Source organism: Spirosoma validum (assembly GCF_014699035.1).
GTDB lineage: Bacteria > Bacteroidota > Bacteroidia > Cytophagales > Spirosomataceae > Spirosoma > Spirosoma validum.
The window spans coordinates 298,633-319,852 of sequence record NZ_JACXAA010000005.1 but is presented as its reverse complement, the minus strand read 5'-3'; the positions used below and the strand labels follow the sequence as shown (position 1 = coordinate 319,852).

Here is a 21,220-nt window from a genome sequence, read left to right as displayed (position 1 = left end):
CGTTTATTTTTAGCGTATCCGCCACTATTGACCAGCGGACTTTTAGGGATGCTCAAGCAATTGCTCAGTTCGTTAGGCCGCATCTATAGTTTTGTTATGTCGCTGATTATTACAGCGATCCTGTGCGTGATTACCTGGGGATTTTGGGAATACTATCAGGACGCAAGGCTACAGAAGCAGTTTATGCTGGAAGGCCAGCGCATTTCCGTACTTGTCGACAAGGGGGAACAAAAGCAGCGATCCTGGCGGGATATACTAGGCAACAGCACGTATCTGACGTTCCAGTATCGGGGCAAAGCCTATACAACCCGGTTCGTTATGGATTCGGGCTATGTAGGATCAGGCGATCGGGTTCACTTGCTTTACCACCCGACCTACGATGCGTTCAGGCAACCCCGTAATGAGGTTCGTTACGATCAGTCGAACCGAAAATCGCGCCTGGTCGAGTGGTCGACGGTTCGTTCGTTCACGGGTGAAAATAAGCTGTTGTTCTTCTGTTTACTGCTTACTTCCGTTTCGTTCTTTTTACTGACAGGGGTTATCGTGACGATTGTCCCGCTCGGATTTCTTCAGGACATTGCCCGGCTCGTTCTTACCGTTGAACTCCTGCTTGCCGCTATTTTCTTTACATACGATACGTATCAGTATTTTCAGTATTACCAGCATCTGAAAGCGAACGGGCATGAGGTCGCCGTTCAGGTGCTGGATACGCATCGACGAGCCGTCGGAAATAGCTCGGGGAGAAACAATCATTCACCTTTATATACCTACGAAGCAACCATCCAGTATCAGCAGCAGGAACGCGTCATTCCGATCAGTGAAGATGAGTATGAGACGCTAAAGCCAAAGGATACGCTGAAGGCCTATTACGAGGCATCCGTCAACGATTTTATGTCGGTCGATTACCCCCCTGATTACCTGAAGATTGTTATCCCGGTGTTTTTTTTGTTCATCTCGATCCTATTGCTCCGCTCAACAATTGGCAGCAGGCAGCAAAAACAGCCCGCAGCCCCCGTTAAGTGATGAGCGGTTTGTAGTTTACAGATCATAGGCTGAAGTTTGTGGCATGAGATACCTACGGGCTTCAGCCCGTAAGTTATTCCAGGCTAAATACGGGCTGAAGCCCGTAGGTACCTCAAACCACAAACTTCACATACAACCCACACTCCTTGCTCACCGTATCAAACCTGACCAAAGCTTATAACGGTCGTACCGTACTGACCGTACCGGCACTGCACCTGCCGTCGGGTATCCACTACTTTCGGGGAGGCAATGGCTCCGGTAAAACTACTTTTTTCCGTACCGTAGCGGGTTTGTTACCCTTTTCGGGAGAGATTCTTCTGGATAATCAGTTCGAAATCAACCGCGACCCGGTAGCGTACCGGATGCGCGTAAACTACGCGGAAGCCGAACCCCTTTATCCTTCGTTTCTGACACCCCGCGATCTGGTCGGCTTTGTTGGAAAGGCCAAGCAATCACCGGCGGGTCAAGTTGATACGTTACTGGAAACACTGGGCGTAAATAAATTCTGGACGCAGACAACCGGTACGTTCTCAAGCGGTATGCTCAAGAAATTATCCCTGCTGCTGGCCTTACTCGGAACGCCCCAACTCGTGCTGCTGGACGAACCCTTGACGACATTAGACATAGCGACAGCCGCCCGTCTGTTCGATTACATTCGGCAACTCCGCGCCGAACAGAACGTATCGTTTCTGCTCACCTCACATCAGGACATCAGCCTGACGGGCCTTGATCTGACGGGCACCTGGCAAGTTGGCGAGGGCGTCATTACAGCCGTAACCGAACAAGTCTGATGTTGACGTTTCTGAATCGAATTTTCGTCGGACCATTCTACGCCAGAAACGCCGGTACGTTTCTGGTCATTGTTCTGTTGGCGTTTGGTTTTCTAAGCGCCCGTGAACACAAAGCGCTGATTACCGCGGCCCTCGGTTCGCCGTTTCTATTGGCGATTGTGTTTGTTTTGTGGGGTTTGTATTTGCTAAAAACCACCTCGTTCGTCCGGCAGGCGTTAAGCGCACCCGAGCATTTGTTTCTTCAATCCTTCTGGCTCGTACCGAATGTAACACGCTACGTGCTGTGGCTGGCGATACAAATAGCGTTGTTGTTTCCCATCATTGCGTATGCAGGCTGGATGGTTCAGATTGCCACAACCTACCAGAAATGGGATTCGCTGAGTGCGATTGTTATTTACGTAATGATCCTGGTTGGCGTGGGCGCTGCCATGAACGACCATCGACTTCGCCACCCCAGCCCCGATACGTTCCGATTACCAAACTTTACGTTCAAATTACCATACGAACTCTTTTTCCCAACGTATTGGCTCCGGCACGAACCTCTCTCATTCGTACTGACAAAAGCCTTTTCGGGCTTGCTGCTGGCAGGCGTCTGTCGGCTCTACCCTACTGACGACTACGACCAGCGCTTACTGCTCATCGGTCTGCTGCTGGCCGTTCTGGGACATTCGCAGGTAGGTGGACAAGTCAGCGCTTTTGAGCGACAGTATTTGCTATTCCTGCAAAACCTGCCCTTATCATGGTTACAGCGTTTTGGCCGATACGTAGTAACGTATGGCCTACTCTGGCTCCCCGAACTGTTGATTCTGATCCGTAATTGCCCAGCTGAAATTCGGCTTGATTATGTTGTCTGGCTCTGGTTAACGGGCTGGGGCTGGATCATGCTGATGCACAGCCTCGCCTATAAATATGATGTGATGCCCGAAGGTTGGCTCACGGGCGTCATAGCCGCTTTCGTCATTGGCTTACTTACGATTATGTTCGGCTTACCCGTTGGGGCGTGGTTAGTGTTGGGTTGGCTGGGAGCCGTTGGATGCTGGTATAGGTCGTTTACCACACGCAGCCTAACGTGATGATCAACTTTTCTGGCAAAAAAATTGTATCTTCGATGAGCATTAATTACGACAACGATGGAAACGCAACAGCCAACAACCAAAGATCGGGAAGCGTATGAACGTTTCCTCAAGGGTGTCAAGCGGATGGTCGCCGAGAAAGAAGAGGAGCGAAAAACTGCTGCCGAACGCTATAAAAACGATCCCCATTTGCAGGAAACGATCGCCGAACTCAGGAAGCTGAGTGGAACCAACGAATCCACCAACTAATTATCCTTTTCGCTTCGAAGGGGGTAATGACAATATTTACGCATTTACAACTTCAACGGGTATAGCCTACCTGGTTCGATTCAAGCCCACTCCGTACATTATTAGTGAGGAGTGGGCTTTTCATAAAGATGTTTACGAATTAGTAATCGACCTGGTCGATAATCCAACAGGGAAACAACCGCCATTGGATCTTGTCGTTCCGGCCACCCTTGCCGCAATCATCCGGGATTTCTATACCCGCACTAGCCTGGCAATCACCATTTACATCTGCGACTCATCCGACGGGCGACAAAAGTCTCGGGAACGCAAATTTGCCAGTTGGTTTCAGACTTACAATCCGGGAACAATGGTCCGCTTCGATTATATGATTCACGATCTGACTGACGGACAGGCGTATTACATCACCCTCATTACCAGCCTGTATAACCCACACATTCACGACATCATTACCGAGTTTCAGCGCGTCGCCAACGGTTACAACGACCCGAAGTAATTACTCACTTTTCAATACGTTCGCCGGATTCTTTCGGGCGGCTTTTAGGGTTTGGGAGCCAATCAGTACAAAGGCCAGCAGCATAATGATCAGAACGCTGGTCAATAATTCTCCTAAACCAATCGGCTGATGGTAGGCGAAGTTGGTCAGAACAACGCCGTCGAAGAAGAAATACGTTGCTGGAAGCGCCACCAGCGTAGCGACCACAAGCAGGGCCAGAAATCCTTTGCTTAACTGGTACACCAAACTACGTTCGCTGGCGCCCAGCACTTTTCGGATACTAATTTCCTTTAACCGGGTTTCGGTGGTAAAGACCACCATGCCGAATAAACCCAGCGATGCAATACAAATGGCCAGGAACGTAATGAAGCCAATGACCTTGATCATGACCGAAAACTGACTGTATGCTTCCTCAATCTGGTCATCATAGAATTTAGCATCTAATGGATGCACTTTATCAACCTTCTGCCAGGCTGTCTCGATACGTTCCATTGTGGCTGGCAGATCGGTAGCGCTGATCTTCACGTTGAGAAACCCGCCGGGTTCATCGGCAGAATAGCGGAACATCACGGGTTCAATTTTTTTCTCCACGGTTCCGTAATGAAAGTCTTTGAGCACCCCGACAATTGTAAGGTTCTTTTTATCGACAACTACTTGTTCGCCAAGGGCTTTCAGCGGATTCCGTCTGGCAATGCTGAAGCGTTTCAGCACCTGCTCATTGACAATGATTTCGCTTTCCTCGCCTTTTTTGGGACGTAGCGTAAAATTGGTACCGGCAACCATCTTATGCTGATGAACGGGCAGATAATGCTCATCGACAAGGTTGAGCCAGACCATCGCTGAGTCCTGCGGATTTTTATACTTCATCGACGTACCATGAATACTCCCCAAACTGGTAATCATCATCGATTTAGACATTTCGCGTACGGTTGGAATTTCGGCCAATTCTTTCGCCAATACGTCTCCTTTGTTACCCTGCAACCGGATATTCAGGATGTTCTCGGTCTTAAAACCCAGGTCGAGCGTCAGAAACCCACGGTACTGCTTATAACTAATGAGTGTCGTGGCGATAAAGATCAGCGAAAACGTATACTGCATGACAATCAAGACCTTGCGCATGGTGATGTGCCGGAACAGTTTTAGTCCTGATACGTCTTTCAGCACCTGGACCGGGTTAATCCGGGCCAGGAATAAGGCAGGCAGAAAACCCGCGGCCAGCCCCACCAACGTAGCAAGTCCAATAAAGTAGAAAATAAGCTGAACGGAAAGCTGAAGGGAAACTACCCGTTCAATAAATGGGCTGAGACTGAGGAATTCCGTTCGCAAAAATAGAAACAGAGCAAAGGAGAACACGAGCGCCAGCAGGGAAATGATCACCGATTCAGCCATAAACTGCCCCAGTACGTGACTTTTCAAGGCACCGATAATTTTACGAATGCCCACCTCCCGCGAACGACGAAGGGACCGGGCAATGGAAAGATTGGTGTAATTGAAACAGGCCGACAGAATAATGACAAAGGCAAGACCGCTCAAAACCCATACGACAATCGGCGTCATGGTAGGACCAATGGGATTGTCCATCCGTCTCCCTAATGCAATCGTTTTAAGCGGTTGAAGCGATGCTGAAATGGAAATCTTTTTACTCGCCAGCTGGGTATTTTCCTGTTTATTCAGCTTATCCAGCGTAGTCTGCACAACCTGCGGATCACCGTTTTTCGGTAACACAAGGTACACGTAATTCTGCCAGATATTGTCCCAGTTGTAAAAATTGGGGTCTTTTCTGGCAAATTGCGCATCCGTTGTTGAAAACGAAGCAAGAGCCTCAAACTGAAGATGGGATAGCTTAGGAACGTCTTTCAGTAAGCCCGTCACTTTATACGTCAGCGTATCCATTCGGACCGATTTCCCCAGCGGATCAACGTCGCCAAAGAGTTTCTTCGCCGTTTTTTCGGTCAGTACCAGCGAGTACGGTTCTTTCAGAGCTGTGGCCGGATCGCCTTCCAGCAAGGGGAAGGTGAAGACCTTGAAAAAAGAGGCATCCGCCCATAACCCGTCTAGCGGTACGTTGGTCTCGCCAACCGTTGCATCTCCGCCAAAGCCATTCCGCAGAATCGCTACGTCCTCCACTCCCGTAACAGCTTCCCGAATTTTTTTACCCACTTTCACCGATGTCGACGCCAGATCCATGCTGGGTTGTTCCGGCGTTTGATACGTAGTGATGACGCGGTAAGTCCGATCTTTCTTCTCGTGGAAATCGTCGTAGGAACGCAGGTCAGAAACAAAGGCAATGACCAGTAAACCAACCGACATGCTCACGGCCAGCCCGAAGATGTTGATGAAGGAAAAGAGTTTGTTACGTACCAGACTGCGTCGGGACGTTTTGAGGTAGCTGCCAATCATGATCCAGTGAATGAAAAGGTTTATGAAATCGGGTTTACGAACGGTGTACGGTCTGAAAAACTTCAGGGCATCGAGGCAGTAAATCAGTCGGGCACGTCTGGCTCCTTTGGCTTTTACGTTACGCTCAAAATACTCATTCAGGTCGCCCTGCAAATCTTCGAGCAAGTCGGGCCGACAATACCAACATAGCAAACGCTGCGCCCAGCGGGGTGGTTGCGGTACGTCGGGTTGGTTTTCGAATCGATCATTCTGGCTGTCAAATCGGTTCATAGCGAGCCTTCCAGATTGAATCCGGGAATGATATTCCAGAGTGATTCGCGCACTTCTTTGGCTTTGGTCAGCGCTACTTTCCCGGCGTGGGTTACCTCGTAATAGCGCTTACGTTTTCCTCCCCGCGCACTGGTCGATTCGCCCATTCTGCTTTTCACCAGTCCCTTCTCTTCCAGCCGATTCAGCACGGCATGCACGACACCTAGTTTGGCGGCTCGCCCGGTGTGTTTTTCCAGTTCGTCGCAAACGGCTACGCTATACGCGTCGTTCACCAGTGCGGCAATGGTCAGCAACACCAGTTCTTCAAATTCCCCCAGGTTGGTCCCTTTCATAGGTTTATGCGTTGTTGCAGTTCAGAATCTATTAATTCACCAAATGTATGTAAAATTGCTTTTATTAATTCAGTACTTGTATGTAAAATATTTTTTCGGTTAGCGTTGTTATAGTTCACTGTATGCCTACTTCCCCTGCGTTCGATATTGTTGTCTTTGGCGCCACCAGTTTTGTGGGCCAGATTATTACCCGCTATCTGTTTGACCAGTACGGTGTTGACGGTCCTGTAAACTGGGCCATTGCGGGTCGGTCAGAAAGTAAGCTTCTGGCGTTGCGTACTACGTTGGGCAAGTCGGCTGATCCGTTGCCAATCGTCGTAGCGGATGCGCAATCGGCAGACGCACTCAGGAACCTGTGTACGAAAACGAAAGTAGTCATGTCTACAGTTGGCCCGTACGCTTTGTATGGGGAACCACTAATAAAAGCCTGCGCGGAAACCGGCACCGATTATTGCGACCTGACCGGCGAAGCCCCCTGGATAAAGCGCATGATCGAAAAATATGAAGCGACTGCCCAGCAAACCGGGGCGCGTATCGTGCACAGTTGCGGCTACGATTCCATTCCGTCTGATATGGGCGTTTATTTTCTACAACAGCAGGCGAAAGAACGCTTCGGACAGTATTGTTCAACGGTGAAAATGCGCGTGAAAGCCGCCAAAGGGGGTGTATCGGGTGGCACGATTGCCAGCATGTTAAATTTGGTGAAAAAAGCCTCTGGCGACGCTACGTTACGGAAGGAACTCGCTAACCCCTACTCCATTTGCCCACCCGTTGAGTATGTTCGGCCTAAACAGAAACCCATTATGTCGGTGGTCTACGATACTGATGCGAAGGCATGGGTGGCCCCGTTTGTCATGGCGGCCGTAAACGAACGCGTAGTTCAGCGGTCCAATGCGCTGTTGCACTACCACAAAAACTTTACGTACAATGAGGCCGTGCGTACGGGCAAAGGGCCGCTGGGTTTCATGGGCGCAGCCGCTGTTACGATGGCAACGGGTGGGTTTATGGTAGCCGTTGCCATTCCGCCGATCCGGGGGTTTATACACCTGTTCTTACCGAAACCCGGTGAAGGTCCCAGTCCGGAAGCGCAACGTACCGGTTATTTTGTACACGAGGTGTATGGACAAACCGAATCGGGACAAAGCCTGACCGTACGCGTTTCGGGCGACCGCGATCCGGGTTATGGCTCTACCGCGAAAATGATTTCCCAGGCTGGCTTATGCTTAGCTCAGGATATAGCAAAAACGGATAAGCCAGGTGGTTTTTATACACCTGCCGTGCTATTTGGCCACCGGTTAATCGAGCGTTTACAAAGCTTTGCTGGATTGACGTTCGACGTAGTGGGCTAGTGTTATTTCGCCGTTATCCAGTCGATAAGTTGATTCGCCCGCGCGCCCGTTTCGCCCGTACTTGGCGATTTTCCATTGCCTCGAAGTTCATTCACAATCTGTTCAATCAGAGGTTGCTGTACGTGCTCTGGAAAGGGGACGTTGTGTTCTTCGACGCCTGCTTCGGTTTCTACCGTAATGTGGTATTTTTCGAAATACGAGAAGGAAATTTTCCCTTTGGAGCCGATAAACTGCGTTTCTTCGATACGTTGTTCTTTGTTCACGGTCCAGCACCAGTTGCCCGTTCCTAATACGCCGGATTCAAATTCGAACGTAGCGGCAACGATGTCGTCGGCTTCATATAAACCTGCCTGATTCCGGGCGATACCGCTGGCGGTTTTAATGGGACCGAATACGTATTCCAGAAAATCGAACTGATGAGAAGCTAAATCATGCAAAAGTCCTCCTCCCGATATGGCGGGAGAGACTCGCCAGTTCGGTTCGGGTGCTTTGCCCAATTCTCTGTCCGCTGGCTGCCAGTTCAACTGAATCTGAACGTAGCGAACATCACCAATCACTTTATGTTCAACCAGCTCTTTTATTTTCAGAAAATACGGAAGCGCCCGCCGATAAAACGCAACGAACAAAGGCATACCCGTTTCCCGACTCACCTGATTCATGGCGTCGCATTCAGCCGAGTTACGTGCCATCGGTTTCTCTACGTATACGGGTTTTCCCGCCCGCATCGCCCGGATGGCATAATCCTCGTGGGAATCGGGCGGTGTTGCTACGTAGATGGCGTTAATATTCGGATCATTGATCAGCGCATCCGCATCGGTGTACCACTTCGGTACATTATGCCGTTTGGCGTAATCAGCAGCTTTTTCGGCATCCCGGCGCATAACGGCTACTAATCGCGAATGCGGTACTTTGTTAAATGCCGGACCACTTTTCACTTCCGTTACGTCTCCGCAACCAATAATCCCCCAGTTTATTTGATCCATAAAGATTGCGATTTACTACCCAAAGCATTCAGGGCTGTACTCTTTTAGAAAGCGCAAAACCAACTGTGTATAACCATACTCCTCGCTAAACGTATTCCGCTCAGCGCGACAATTCTCTGCGTTGGATAGGTAACTTCCTGTCAATAGCTCTTTTATCATCAGATTTACACGTTATTGAATCATCGCAGTCAGTCGTTTTTCTATGGCAAGTGATACGTTCGTTTTCTCTCAACCCTCATCGTTTACTGTTTTTGTAGCCCTCATTCCCCGCCGAATGACTTATCTAATCGGTTGGCTTGTAGGCCTATGTCTATTCCAGGAGGATGCACTTGCTCAATCATCCCAAACGGCCTACTCAACCAATAGTCAGACAATTGCCGTCGGGAAGCAACTGTTTCAGCAAAATTGCTCAGCCTGTCATAACTTCTCCCAGAAAGGAATAGGCCCTAATCTGGCTACGGTAACGTCTGATGTACCGGCTCAGTGGATCAAAGACTTTATTCATAATGCCCCCGATGCGATTGACCGTGGCGATATCCGGGCAAATCAGTTGTTTGACGAATACAAACAGGCCATGCCTTCGTTCGAGCATCTGAAAAACACGGACCTGGATGCACTACTGGCGTATATTTACTCCCAGCAACGAAAGGCGATCGGCGTTACGGATGAACGCCTAGGGCCTCCACAGAAGAATCCGATTGCGGCCGGTATTCTGCCGGCGGGTCTACGAGTCGACCTCACCGAAGTGATGACGGCCCCGGCCACTGCCCAGAAAATCCCGCTGGCCCGTATCAACAAAATGGAGGGAATGCCCGGCTCGAACAATCGCCTGTTTTTGCAGGACATACGGGGTACGCTCTACGAAATGGTGGGCAATTCACTACGTGTTTTTATGTCAATGCCCGGCGAGCGGCCTAACTTCATCAACACACCGGGGCTCGGCACGGGCTTGGGTAGCTATGCATTTCACCCTGACTTTCAGCAGAATGGGCTATTCTACACGACCCATACCGAAAAGGCGAATACCGCCCCCGCTGATTTTGCGTACGCCGATTCGCTTCGGGTATCACTCCAGTGGGTGCTGACCGAGTGGAAACAGACCAACCCCGCTGCGCCAACCTTTTCCGGGAGCGGTCGCGAATTACTACGGATCAACATGGTCGCTCCCATGCATGGCGTGCAGGAGATTACGTTCAATCCGACGGCGAAACCAGGTAGTCCTGACTATGGAAACTTATACATTGGCGTTGGCGACGGCGGTTCAACCGAAAACAAAGCGTATTTCCTCTGTAAAGATCCGAATCGGGTTTGGGGAAAAGTGCTACGTATTGACCCGGCAGGTAAGAACAGTGAAAATGGCCGTTACGGTATTCCAGCCAATAATCCCTACGCTAATGCCACCGATCCAGGCACGCTTCGGGAAGTTTTTTGCCGGGGTTTTCGGAATCCAAACCGGATAACGTGGACGCCCGACGGCACGATGATCATATCCGATATCGGGCAGGCTCAGATGGAAGAATTAAACGTTGGCGTAGCCGGAGCCGACTACGGCTGGCCTGAGCGCGAAGGAACGTTCGTGATGAATCACCAGGGGCAAATGGATCGGGTTTATGCCCGCCCCACTAACGATTCGGGGTATACGTATCCGGTTGTGCAGTACGATCACGATGAAGGCAATGCTATCTCGGCGGGTTTTGTCTATACGGGTTCGGCGGCTCCGTTGCTACGAGGTAAGTACATCTTCGGCGATGTCGTGAACGGGCGGGTTTACTGCGTAGATGCCAGTACGTTACGGGCAGGTCAACAGGCAACCCCACAGGAATTAACCCTTCGCATTGCTGGTAAACCGACCACCTTCCAGCAGCTGACGAACCATCCGAAAACCGATCTCCGCTTTGGCGTCGGCCCCAACGGCGACTTTTATCTGTACACCAAAACCGACGGTAAAATCTACAAGATAACGGGTTGTACGGCGGAGTAGATTTTCCTATGAAACTGTCGCACACCCTGAAGGGAAATTCTGGGGGGTCAAGGCTGACGCTGAATCAAAGAACAGGGCTGTTAAGTTTCGTTGTTGCCCTACCTTTTAATTCTGATCCCGTAGGGATCGCATGTTTATAGAAAAAATGGACTCGCTTTAGTCCTGCATGCCGTAGGTATGCAACAACGATGGTGGCATACCTACGGCATGCTATAGATATCTAGAAAACTGCTATAAACATGCGATCCCTACGGGATCAAAACTTAACTGTCCTTCAAGTTTTTAGACGATCAGCTTTTCTTCTTGCTGGCTACGGCCTGTTTTTCCGACATGGCCGTAATGGCCGTTACGAGTCGGTCCAGGTCTTTGGGCGAGTGATACACATGTGGCGTTACGCGTACACCATGAATGTTTTCCCAGTCGATGCCGACCGTGTGAATTTTATACGTATTGAGCAATTGGCCGTCGATTTCGCCGGGTTTCATACCGTCGATGGAAAACAGGCCAACGGCTCCGGCATAGTCGGGTTTAAACGACGTATGGATTTTTACGCCTGGCAAGTCTTTGACCCGTTCCATCCAATAGTTTTTGAGATAATGCGCCCGGGCGAACTTACGCGCCGAGCCGATGCTGTTATGAAAATCGATGGCCGTACCAATCGCCATTTCGGAGGCAAACGAACGTGTACCCAGACTCTCAAATTTGCGAATGTCGGGTCCGTCGGGTTCGTTATTGGAGAGCAGCGCCCAGACGTTACGTATCTTGTTTTGCTTAATGTAGAGCATGCCGCTGCCGAACGGTGCGCAAAGCCATTTGTGCAGGCTGGTCGCGTAATAATCGGCGCCGAGATCAGGGATTTTGAAATCGAACAGCGCGAATGAGTGAGCGCCATCGGCAATGACTTCAATACCGCGTTTGTGGGCTTCGTCAGCAATTTTACGTACCGGCATCACCTGCCCGATCCAGTTGATCATATGGGTGATGTGCACAACTTTTGTTTTTGGCGTAAACGCCTTCACGTACTGCTGAACCAGCGCATCTTCGTTTTCGCTGGGCAGTTCCAGATTCAGATACACCAGTTTAACCCCATCCCGCTTTTCGCGTTGTTTCCAGGCGTTGAGCATGTTCGGATAATCCTGCCTGGTCAGCACAACCTCATCCCCCGCTTTCAGATTCAGGCCAAAAATAACCGTGTTTAATCCTTCGGTTGCATTGCGATTAATGGCGAGTTCTTCAGCCGAGCAGCCTGCCAGATCGGCCAGTTTACTACGTAACGATTCGCGTCCCTGATCCAGAATGCGCCACATGTAATACGATGGCGCTTCGTTGCAGTATTGATAAAACCGAATGTGCGCGTCCTGCACGACCTTTGGCTGAGGACAAACGCCCCCGTTGTTCAAGTTCAGCAGGTTGGGCGATACGGTATATTCTGATTTCACCCACGACCAAAAATCCTCATCCTGCGCCCACTGAGCAGCCGATTTCAGTTTAGCATCAGCGGTCGCAATAGGACTGGCGAATGTTTCAGGAAGAAACGAGGGAAGTGTCAGGGCACCGGTTGCTGCGGCTGCGCTTTGGCGAAAGAAGGTTCTGCGAGTAGACATGATCGTTTAGGTACGCGAGGATGAGCAATGGACGTACGGTAAAACTACGCGTTTTCACTTATAAACCAATCGATTAGCCTGCATTTTATGCACAGGCGTTATGTATTGGAAGAAAAATCAAGGAAACGCAAAATAATCTTCTCTTTAGAATACCATTCGTTGTAGCGAGAAGTCGATCACCCTTACATCTAAACCAGCTTCTTTTTTTGCCTACCATGATCTGTGATTTGGCTACGTGTCCCGGTGTAGGTTTACCGTCTATTGTGCTGGTCAATAGTTCAACACAGCAACTTATGAAAGTCACGTTAATCACCGGTGGTTCAAAAAACGTCCCAATGAGCTAAAAATAAGACTAGCTACAAACCTAATCCCAGGATCAGCTATACGGTCAGCTCATATCAGGTTAAGCCATAGGCTAATACGCTTATCTATCTGGTTTAAAAGCTTTTTCTCTAGGTAGTGCATTGAAGCAAATATTTCATACCCGCCGGGTTATTGTCGATGGTCTCAAAAACTGCTTGAATATCTTCCAGGGGAGAAATTTGTGTGATAAGCTGATCGAGCGGAAGTTTACCGGAAGCTGCCAGTCTGATAGCTTCGTCGAAATCTTCTGGTTCGTACACACGCGTACCAATGAGTTGCAGTTCCCGCCAGAAAAAGCGGAATAAATCGACCGGTTTAGGCTCACTGTGAATGGCAACCATAACAATTCGACCCCGTGCCCTCGCCAACTGCGTCATCGCCTGAACGCCCGCAGCTACACCGGATACTTCGAAAACCACATCGGCCATAGCCCCATTGGTAAAAGCTTCTACCTCGTTTACCAAATCGGTCGCCATTGGATTTACGGCTGGCAGATCTAGTGTTTGACACAGCGCCAGCCGAGTTTGATTCGGCTCAGAGATCAGCACACTGGCACCTTTGTGTCGGGCAACGAGCGCAATCAATACCCCAATGGGTCCTCCACCAATCACAACCGCATGTTCGCCGGGTTGCAAGCGACTTAACCGAACATCATGACAGGCTACGGCCAGTGGTTCGGTCAACGCGCCTAGCTCCAGCGGCATATTTTCCGGTAAACGATGAAGTGTATACGCAGGTACGTTCCAGTAGGTTTGCATGCCACCTGAGGTATCGATACCAATAAATTTTAGATTTTTGCCAATATGCTGCTGGCCATTATCGGATGGGTCTTCGGCACCCGGCTGCAACGGCCGAACCGCCACCCGATCACCAACTTTCCAGCCCGTGACACCCTCTCCGATTTCGGCAATTTCCCCCGAAACCTCATGGCCAATCACCTGCGGCATACGCACTCGCTGATCCATTTTGCCGTGATAAATATGTACGTCGGTTCCACAGACGCCACAGTACGCAACTTTCAACCGGACCATACCCGGATGGAGTGTTTCTGGGGTAGCTTCCTTTAATTCAAATTGCTGATTTCCGGTATAATAGGCTGCTTTCATAGTTTAAAGAGCGAATGAACGATTGACCGGGTCGCCGGTGCGATGAATTAGTGAATAGTAAAAGGGCAGTGGGTTGCCAATTTGAGGCAATGCGAACCGGGCGATTTAATGGGTTAGCGAACCTCGTTCGAGAATCTGAAGCATGTTGCCTTCAGGATCGAAGAAGTTCCGGACGCGACCTCCGCCAATGGCATTGGTCAACTCGCCACCCCAGACAATGCATTGCTCATCTAAATGAGCAATGGCTTTCTCAATGTCAGCTACCCGTAACGCCACATGCGACCAGCCGGGTGTCCAGGTTGTACGCTCAGGACGAGCGGTTTGGTCTCTAGGCATGATTTCTAACAGAGTTTGATCGGGTGCCCGTAACATCCAGACGGGTTTTTCATGGCGAAACCATCGTTGATACCCCAGCACGCGGCAATACCAATCAGCCAATGTTTCCACATCGTCGGCAGCTACGGCAGGGTGATCTACGCCCAGAAACAAAGAGTCGGTCATGATTTGGTTGTTAGATTGCAATCCGTGATTAGGTAGGTTATTCCACCAGTTTCCAGCTTGATCGATAGCTTGTCATCGTAAGTACCCGTTAGTTGAATGTTGATACCCGGCTTGCTGATTGCCAATGCCTGCTCTTTGTGTGTGGCCTTCCAGTCATCAATATGCACTACATCATCCGCCACGATCAAATGTAAACGACTGATAGTCATCGAATTTTTAGCATCTGTATGGCGAAACAGTAATCCACTGCCGGGTCTACCCTCCCCTGGCTGATCGGGTTCGGGATGATAGGCATCGTGCAGATACGCGTACACGGGTCCAGCCAAGGCTGCTTCTCCGAAATGCCATAGTTTTAATCCGGCCTGATGGCGACGTATCGTGAGCGTATTGCCCTGAATTTGACTGATTGATTTACCATCCCGGTTGTTAATCAGCCAGTTCCAGACTGTCCGCACGGGCTCGCTGGCCTGAATCCGATCGATCACCAGTGTGACGTGCGCCCCAATATGAATCCAGCACCGGGCAAATTCCTGAATGGGATAGCCATAGGAATGGCCCACTTCCGAAACAACCAGCGAGATTTCATCCACCCGCTGAACAGCTTCCAATCGCCCTCCCCGCTCAACGGGTGAGCCCATGGTTCCATCGGCGTGAATAAGTCGTCGGGATAGTACGTTTTTCTGCTCCAGCAGTTTGATTTTTGCCAGGTCTTCCTGTAAACCCAGCATATCCTGCTCTATCAGAAATGTGCAGGTGTTATGCGTCTGGGTGGCGCTTTCCAATCCGTGAATCAGGTTTCGGTAGCAACTATGGCCAGGATCTACCAGCAATCGCTCCTGATTGTAGGCCAGCATAAAGCTGTTTAAATCGCCCTGTAAGTGGCCAGGCGCATATACACCATCGTTATTGCCACCCTGAATGGCCAGTATTGATTTTCCATCCCAACCGTCACGCACGAACGTATTTCCATTCGAAAACGCAACTGTCAAGGGCAACGTAGCGGCTTCTGGCGAAATGGGTTTACAGGCCCTTGTCAGTAACGGCAACGTCAGAAACCCCCAGTCATTCAGCATGCCAAACGTAGCCAGATCATGTGGGCCCTGCGTTGGCACAGGTTCGTAGTATTCCTGAAATAACCAGCGGGCAAGTCCGGCTTGTATGGAATCGTCATACCGAGCCGCAACATGAAGCAGTAAATCACCCGAAGGCCGGAACAGAGCCGCCGAATCATTGAAGTTGACTGCTCTGGCTCGTGGTTCCTGGCCCCATGAATTGCCCATTGGTTTACGGTACAACATACTTTGTGCCATCCAAGCCATACCCCGCCCATACGCACTAATATCCAGTTGCCGAGCCTGATCAGGGTATTGCCGAATCAGCGATTCATACGCCAGCATCAGGGCATTGGCCAGGTAATTTCCATACTGGAGCGACTCACCATACGAACCATCCGGCTGAAAAGCCTGAGCCATTCGAGCAACTTCGGGCGTAAACTCAGCGACTAGTGCTTCGTCGCCCAAAGCCGCCGATGCAACAACAGCTCCCGATGCCATAATGCCCCGCCAGTTACCCAAATGACTATTTTTCAGCAGCCAACGGCGACATAAGACCACACCTTTTTTGTACAGATACTCTCGTACCTCCACACCTTCCTCGTCGGTAAACACATCACCCGCCAGGCTCAACACGGCGGAAATACCCCAGCACACATGGGCCGTTTCCAGATGGCCAGTGAACGGTTCAGCATGATCCCGAAACCACGGTCCGACCCAATCGGAGGTTGGTAAACGGACGATATCCAGCGTTGTATTCCGCAGCCAGGTTGCCAGTGCATCGGTTGGTTCGAGGGCGTACTGCATAGCAGCATCAGCCAAGTGTTCTGCACACGGATACCACCACCCTAAAGCAGGGTTTTCTACCTGTACACCCAGTGTCGATAGCCGCTCGATGACCCGCGCCCGCAGTGCCTGACGGAATTTCATCATCACTGGGTCGTGGCTCGATAGGATGGCTTTCTTTTCGGCAACCGTCAGAAATAGATTTGATGTGGCAATGGCTTCCATCAGAAATAGCCGCCGTTTTTGACCACCTCCGTAGGCGTCATCCCGCTTTCGACCATTTCCTTGATGCCTTCTTCTTTGTGCACGATCTTTTCGGCAGCTACCAATACATCATACGCGATGGCCTGCGGGATAGCAATGGCTCCGTCAATGTCTCCAAAAATCCAGTCGCCGGGATGTATAATCACTTCACCAATCTGGATGGGTTTCTGGTAATAATACATACGGAATCGGCCGAGCATTCCGGTGCTGGTTTTGTACTTATGGAAAACCGGAAAATCCAGCGTCAGAATAGCTTTCGTATCCCGAATGCCGTTAATAAGAGCTCCCCGACAACCCGCTTTGAGTGCTGCCATCGTCATCACCTCGCCCCATTGTGAGGTAACCGTATCGCCCGTACAATCCCAGATAACGACCGAATCCTGGTGCAGATCTTCCAGCATTTGTGCCCGCATTTCAAACTCGCCATCGGTTGTAATGTCGGGGCCACCTTTCACCGTGAAGGCCATGCCCGCCATTTTCATTTCCTCCCGGAGTGGCGCAAACGCAGCTGGCAGGCTGGACGCATGCATATTGTAGTTAAACCGAAGTACATCATTAATGGCTCCGGTAAAAAGTTGCAGGTATCGCATCCGCATTTCCGACACCGGAATCGGGAAGGGAGGGACAGGCTGTTTGCCGTCAGGATGGTGTTTTCCGTTGGATTTCATTATTATGCCAGAAATTTCATGTTGTCAAAATTGATTTCCCGAATGATGATGTATTCCGGTTGGTTGAGTACAAATACAATGACGCGTGCTACGTCCTCAACCTTCAGAAACTTCTCACGGGCCACTTTTCGGTCGCCCCAATAGTTGCTATCGGTTGGACCTGGGTTCACATCCGTCACCCGGATGCCTTCTTTCAAAACCTGATCGGCTAAACCACTGCTGAGTCCACGTGCGCCAAATTTGGAGGCACAGTAAACAGGCGCTGTTGGGTTTGTGCGTTGGCCACCCATGGAGATAACCGTCACGATATGACCCGTTTGTCGGGGTTTCATGAGCTTAAGCGCTTCCCGGTTGCACAGAAAAACGCCCCGCACATTGATGCTCATCATTTGCTCGAACGTATCCAGCTCCGCCACCGAGAGGTCCGGTGTTATCAGGCCAATACCCGCGTTGTTGATCAGTACATCTACCGTTCCGAAGGCCGCTACGCAAGCGGCAAATCCGGCCTGCACATCGGCTTCCTGGCTAACGTCGCCCCGAAACGAGCGCAGGTTTTCGTGGCTGACTTCATCGGTTAGTTGATGGGTTCGGCTGAAGTCGAATACGTTAGCGCCCTCTTCGAGCAGTGCCAGAGCAGTAGCTTTACCAATCCCACTGGACGCGCCGGTTACGAAAATAATTTTATCCTGAAGGTTGTTCATAGCGTGATTTTAGTTTTCTATGGTTTGCTGCGTTTTATGGTGTTCTACGGGTTCAGAAACAAGGATCGTTTTTCGGGTGCGGTACCACATCAACGCAGAAAGCACCAGACAGAGACAACCGGCACCTAGTGCTACCCGACCGCTGGTTTCTTCGATTGACGGCAAGCTCATGACAATGAATAAAGCCCCCGTCACAACCAGCGCGACGGCATATAACCGATTCATAATCTGCATGAATACCGGATTTTCGGCGGGTTTCTCAGCTTCGGTCAATGGCGTGCGCAAGCGCCGAAAGAAGGCTTCGACACGTTGCTGATACAGCGCTGATGGGGATAAAAGCGCGCCCGAAAGCAGGAACACCAACACGCAGGAAACGATTTCGATGAGGGTTGCCCACTCCCAGGATACCTGAGGCATGGTATTCAGAATCAGGCCAAGTCCCATTCCGACGACCAACGTAGCAAACGCGCCCCAGGGCTGCGGTCGTTTCAAGACAATGCCCAGCACCAGCGGCAACGTCATTGGAATGGCAAATAACCCGGTAAACAATTTGTTGGCTTCAAAGGCACCACCAAAGCCGCCTACATACAACGCCCCTATCGTGACCAGTGCCCCCAGCACCAGTGTCATGAACCGGCCCACCCAAAGCATTTCTTTATCAGCCGCTTTGGGGTTAAATAGTCGCTGATAAATATCACGCGTCAGAACGCCCGCCGTTACGTTGTATTCGCCACTCAACACCGACATGGTAGCGGCAAACATGGCGGCTACCATCAGGCCCATAATCCCTTCGGGCAACAGTTTCAGGCAGACACTGACATAGGCCATTTCCGGGTTTTCGAGATTCGGTATCAGGGCTTTTGCGGCAATGGATGGGAACAGAAAAATAATGGGAAACAGAAAGAAAAAGACGGCCGTCAATAAGCCTTGTTTCTGACTGGCACGCTCATCGCGAACGCTGTAAAACCGCTGAATAAACGTCCAATTGCCGCTGTATTTGACCAGAATCATCAGGTAATAGACCATCAGATACAGCGGCATTCCTTTTGGCCCGTTGAACCAGGTGAAATGATCGGGAATAGCGGCCATCATGCTGGGTAAGCCACCAGCCGCCTGAATCGTTAGCGGTACCAGAATCAACGTGGCCACGATGAGGATAATGAACTGCACTACGTCCGTCACGACCACCGCCCACAATCCACCGACTACGGTGTACAACGCAACGATGATTCCGCAAGCCAGAATGGAGCTTTCCAGCGATAGGCCCGTGGCGGCTTTCACAAACAGCCCCAGCGCGTACAACCGAACCATGTTGTCCAGAATTTTGAAGAGGACGCCCATCCAGGAAAACGTCTGACGAACGGATGAATTGAACCGGGTCTCCAGAAACTCCATGGGGGTCATAATCCCCGCCCGGCGCCAGCGTTTGGCAAAGATGGCCACGCCCAGCAAGGCGGGTAAAACGGTACTCCAGATCAGCGTCAGGGCCACGAATCCATGCTGGTAAGCAATCCCCGCGTAGGCTACGAAGATAAACGTACTGAACTTCGTCATGAAGTTGCTGATGGCTCCCGACACCCACGGAATGGCGTTCCCCCCTTTGAAATAATCGCCGATATTCTTGACGAATTTGCCCAGGAACAGCCCGATGCCCGCCATCAGGAGCATGTAAATGGCAATGGCCCAGTAGTCTAGTTGTTGTAGGGTTTGCACGTTAGTTTGATTTAGGCATGTTAGGTGAATTTCGAACGTTTTTAAGCTGCACTAATGCCGGGACATTCGGACTGGGCTTCGCTTTTAACTGATTGATTTCTAAGGCATCGACATCATCTGCAACAATGGCCGGACGGTTTTCTTCGTCCGCATAATCGAGGGACAGATTGTCCAGCACTATGTTCTTGCCGTGCCGGATGTAAAACCCATAAGCCGGTAATCGACCGAACATTTCACCACGCGGATAAGCGTCGATTTTTTCAGGAACTAGCGGATTGGCAGGCGGTGGAGCGATTGGTACGGGTTTTCGGGTATCGTCGTCGCTCAGCAAGGGTTTGTTACTCCCATCAAACCGGAGTCGGATTTGCTTCAGGGTTATATTTTCGACGGGGAAGCCCGGAATTCCAGTGATGGAACAACCATAGCCACCAATCCGGGTCCCCTGCACATTCTCGATCAAAACATCTTTTAAAAAGCCCGTATTGGCTTTGGTATTTTTTCGGTACGTCCGGTTTCGGGCACCCAACCGGACGAAAATGGCGGTGCCTTTCACGTTGCGAACCGATATGTTCGAGATGTTGATCCGTTCAATGCGGGCACCGTCCACGGTCATTACACTGATCGCATCGACGCGCGTATCAAATACGGTGCAATTTTGAACGGTAATGTCTTCAACCGCTCCACTCGTTTCGGTACCGATCTTGATACCCGACGCATTGGAACTGACGATGCAATTGGTGATGGTAATGTCCCGGCAGCTTTCGCCAGGCGATAAACTTTTCAGGCAAATGGCGTCGTCACCACTATTAATGAAGCAGTTAGACACACGAACAATCTGACAATCGACCAGATCCATGCCATCGGTGTTGCGCCCTTTGGCATCAGCATGACGGGACTTCTCGATGTCTTTATTTTCCCGGCTATCGACTGTAATTCCGTCAATGACCATGTTCCGGCACGACTGGTAAAACTGCACCCACGATCCCGAGTTACGTAACGTAATATCCCGAACCTGCACGTTCTCGCAGTTTCGAAAATGGAGAATTCGGGGGCGGCCACTGAACGAGGGGGACAGATAAGGGCCGTTGAAATCATCTCCCCGACCGTCGATCGTTCCGCGTCCGGCAATGGAAATGTTGCGAGCGTCTTCGGCGTAGATGAACATTTTCTCCGTCACCAATTCACCTCCGTAAGCCGGGTATTTTGAGGCCGTACTTGGGTAATCATTCACGTTGGCACTCCCCAACAGCGTAGTGCCTGCTTCGACAAAGAGCGTTACGTTGCTTTTTAGGTAGATTGTTCGCGATAGAAACGTCCCGTTGTGCAAATACACCCGACCGCCCCCGGATGCATGGCATTGGTCAATGGCCGTCTGAATGGCCTGGGTATCCATCGTTTTGCCATCCCCTTTGGCCCCATACGCAAACGCATCCCATACACCGGTGGGTTTATGGCAAAAACCGGCCGTAGTGAGCGCCAGGCAGAGAAAAAGAATGGTGGCTAGCTTATTCATGGTAA

Annotated in this window: 18 protein-coding genes; 7 read left to right on the top strand and 11 right to left on the bottom strand. The window is 50.6% G+C overall.

Features of this window, described 5'->3' with window-relative positions; translation table 11 throughout:
* Window positions 1–48: 48 nt before the first annotated feature.
* From IC230_RS15860 to IC230_RS34655, 5 genes are all read left to right on the top strand, one after another.
* Window positions 49–1,023: a hypothetical protein gene (locus IC230_RS15860; RefSeq protein ID WP_191040017.1), complete on the top strand. Its 975-nt coding sequence runs from the start codon at window positions 49–51 to the stop codon at window positions 1,021–1,023.
* Between the two features lie 146 nt (window positions 1,024–1,169).
* Window positions 1,170–1,814 (top strand): ABC transporter ATP-binding protein, encoded by a 645-nt coding sequence (locus IC230_RS15855; protein ID WP_191040016.1) that lies wholly within the window; start codon window positions 1,170–1,172, stop codon window positions 1,812–1,814.
* Window positions 1,814–2,887: a hypothetical protein gene (locus tag IC230_RS15850; protein WP_191040015.1), complete on the top strand. Its 1,074-nt coding sequence runs from the start codon at window positions 1,814–1,816 to the stop codon at window positions 2,885–2,887. The genes IC230_RS15855 and IC230_RS15850 overlap by 1 nt, the downstream gene beginning before the upstream one ends.
* Before the next feature lie 57 nt (window positions 2,888–2,944).
* Window positions 2,945–3,136: a hypothetical protein gene (locus tag IC230_RS15845; protein ID WP_191040014.1), complete on the top strand. Its 192-nt coding sequence runs from the start codon at window positions 2,945–2,947 to the stop codon at window positions 3,134–3,136.
* The gene (locus IC230_RS34655; RefSeq protein ID WP_191040013.1) at window positions 3,111–3,629 is read left to right on the top strand and encodes a DUF6169 family protein; all 519 of its coding nucleotides are present in this window, start codon (window positions 3,111–3,113) and stop codon (window positions 3,627–3,629) included. Before IC230_RS15845 ends, IC230_RS34655 begins: the two co-directional genes overlap by 26 nt.
* Here the strand turns inward: IC230_RS34655 and IC230_RS15835 are convergent, their stop codons facing one another.
* Both IC230_RS15835 and IC230_RS15830 read right to left on the bottom strand, forming a co-directional pair.
* On the bottom strand, window positions 3,630–6,299 hold the full coding sequence (locus tag IC230_RS15835) for an ABC transporter permease (protein ID WP_223860674.1): 2,670 nt from the start codon (window positions 6,297–6,299) through the stop codon (window positions 3,630–3,632).
* Complete coding sequence (locus tag IC230_RS15830; protein ID WP_191040012.1) at window positions 6,296–6,631, bottom strand: PadR family transcriptional regulator; 336 nt, start codon at window positions 6,629–6,631, stop codon at window positions 6,296–6,298. The genes IC230_RS15835 and IC230_RS15830 overlap by 4 nt, the downstream gene beginning before the upstream one ends.
* A gap of 122 nt (window positions 6,632–6,753) precedes the next feature.
* Here IC230_RS15830 and IC230_RS15825 point away from each other — a divergent pair, with 122 nt between their 5' ends.
* Window positions 6,754–7,980, top strand: a complete 1,227-nt coding sequence (locus IC230_RS15825; RefSeq protein ID WP_191040011.1) for a saccharopine dehydrogenase family protein — start codon at window positions 6,754–6,756, stop codon at window positions 7,978–7,980.
* Between the two features lie 2 nt (window positions 7,981–7,982).
* On the opposite strand, the gene IC230_RS15820 is transcribed toward IC230_RS15825, so the two are convergent.
* Complete coding sequence (locus tag IC230_RS15820) at window positions 7,983–8,963, bottom strand: Gfo/Idh/MocA family protein (RefSeq protein WP_191040010.1); 981 nt, start codon at window positions 8,961–8,963, stop codon at window positions 7,983–7,985.
* Window positions 8,964–9,237: 274 nt separating this feature from the next.
* Between IC230_RS15820 and IC230_RS15815 the strand changes: the two genes are divergently transcribed.
* Window positions 9,238–10,944 carry a PQQ-dependent sugar dehydrogenase gene (locus IC230_RS15815; RefSeq protein ID WP_223860673.1) on the top strand — a complete coding sequence of 569 codons (1,707 nt, stop codon included), beginning with the start codon at window positions 9,238–9,240 and terminating at the stop codon, window positions 10,942–10,944.
* 290 nt (window positions 10,945–11,234) lie between these two features.
* Here the strand turns inward: IC230_RS15815 and IC230_RS15810 are convergent, their stop codons facing one another.
* The 8 genes from IC230_RS15810 to IC230_RS15775 form a co-directional block, all read right to left on the bottom strand.
* Window positions 11,235–12,548: an aminotransferase class V-fold PLP-dependent enzyme gene (locus tag IC230_RS15810; RefSeq protein ID WP_191040008.1), complete on the bottom strand. Its 1,314-nt coding sequence runs from the start codon at window positions 12,546–12,548 to the stop codon at window positions 11,235–11,237.
* Between the two features lie 452 nt (window positions 12,549–13,000).
* The gene (locus IC230_RS15805; protein WP_191040007.1) at window positions 13,001–14,017 is read right to left on the bottom strand and encodes a zinc-dependent alcohol dehydrogenase; all 1,017 of its coding nucleotides are present in this window, start codon (window positions 14,015–14,017) and stop codon (window positions 13,001–13,003) included.
* A 105-nt stretch (window positions 14,018–14,122) separates the two neighbouring features.
* Window positions 14,123–14,518 carry a VOC family protein gene (locus IC230_RS15800; RefSeq protein WP_191040006.1) on the bottom strand — a complete coding sequence of 132 codons (396 nt, stop codon included), beginning with the start codon at window positions 14,516–14,518 and terminating at the stop codon, window positions 14,123–14,125.
* Window positions 14,515–16,581 (bottom strand): heparinase II/III family protein, encoded by a 2,067-nt coding sequence (locus IC230_RS15795; protein ID WP_191040005.1) that lies wholly within the window; start codon window positions 16,579–16,581, stop codon window positions 14,515–14,517. Before IC230_RS15795 ends, IC230_RS15800 begins: the two co-directional genes overlap by 4 nt.
* The gene (locus IC230_RS15790) at window positions 16,581–17,288 is read right to left on the bottom strand and encodes an RraA family protein (RefSeq protein ID WP_191040004.1); all 708 of its coding nucleotides are present in this window, start codon (window positions 17,286–17,288) and stop codon (window positions 16,581–16,583) included. Before IC230_RS15790 ends, IC230_RS15795 begins: the two co-directional genes overlap by 1 nt.
* Window positions 17,289–17,290: 2 nt before the next feature.
* Window positions 17,291–17,989 (bottom strand): SDR family oxidoreductase, encoded by a 699-nt coding sequence (locus IC230_RS15785; RefSeq protein WP_191040003.1) that lies wholly within the window; start codon window positions 17,987–17,989, stop codon window positions 17,291–17,293.
* A 9-nt stretch (window positions 17,990–17,998) separates the two neighbouring features.
* A complete protein-coding gene (locus IC230_RS15780) occupies window positions 17,999–19,702 on the bottom strand; it encodes a sodium:solute symporter family protein (RefSeq protein WP_191040002.1) in 1,704 nt (567 codons plus the stop codon).
* Between the two features lies 1 nt (window position 19,703).
* A complete protein-coding gene (locus IC230_RS15775) occupies window positions 19,704–21,215 on the bottom strand; it encodes a glycoside hydrolase family 28 protein (protein ID WP_191040001.1) in 1,512 nt (503 codons plus the stop codon).
* Window positions 21,216–21,220 lie beyond the last annotated feature (5 nt).

Coding starts and splice junctions, on each gene's coding strand:
- IC230_RS15860 (WP_191040017.1), top strand. CDS start 49: ATGCTCAAGCAATTGCTCAGTTCGTTAGGCCGCATCTATAGTTTTGTT.
- IC230_RS15850 (WP_191040015.1), top strand. CDS start 1,814: ATGTTGACGTTTCTGAATCGAATTTTCGTCGGACCATTCTACGCCAGA.
- IC230_RS15845 (WP_191040014.1), top strand. CDS start 2,945: ATGGAAACGCAACAGCCAACAACCAAAGATCGGGAAGCGTATGAACGT.
- IC230_RS15835 (WP_223860674.1), bottom strand. CDS start 6,299: ATGAACCGATTTGACAGCCAGAATGATCGATTCGAAAACCAACCCGAC.
- IC230_RS15830 (WP_191040012.1), bottom strand. CDS start 6,631: ATGAAAGGGACCAACCTGGGGGAATTTGAAGAACTGGTGTTGCTGACC.
- IC230_RS15825 (WP_191040011.1), top strand. CDS start 6,754: ATGCCTACTTCCCCTGCGTTCGATATTGTTGTCTTTGGCGCCACCAGT.
- IC230_RS15820 (WP_191040010.1), bottom strand. CDS start 8,963: ATGGATCAAATAAACTGGGGGATTATTGGTTGCGGAGACGTAACGGAA.
- IC230_RS15815 (WP_223860673.1), top strand. CDS start 9,238: ATGACTTATCTAATCGGTTGGCTTGTAGGCCTATGTCTATTCCAGGAG.
- IC230_RS15810 (WP_191040008.1), bottom strand. CDS start 12,548: ATGTCTACTCGCAGAACCTTCTTTCGCCAAAGCGCAGCCGCAGCAACC.
- IC230_RS15805 (WP_191040007.1), bottom strand. CDS start 14,017: ATGAAAGCAGCCTATTATACCGGAAATCAGCAATTTGAATTAAAGGAA.
- IC230_RS15800 (WP_191040006.1), bottom strand. CDS start 14,518: ATGACCGACTCTTTGTTTCTGGGCGTAGATCACCCTGCCGTAGCTGCC.
- IC230_RS15795 (WP_191040005.1), bottom strand. CDS start 16,581: ATGGAAGCCATTGCCACATCAAATCTATTTCTGACGGTTGCCGAAAAG.
- IC230_RS15790 (WP_191040004.1), bottom strand. CDS start 17,288: ATGAAATCCAACGGAAAACACCATCCTGACGGCAAACAGCCTGTCCCT.
- IC230_RS15785 (WP_191040003.1), bottom strand. CDS start 17,989: ATGAACAACCTTCAGGATAAAATTATTTTCGTAACCGGCGCGTCCAGT.
- IC230_RS15775 (WP_191040001.1), bottom strand. CDS start 21,215: ATGAATAAGCTAGCCACCATTCTTTTTCTCTGCCTGGCGCTCACTACG.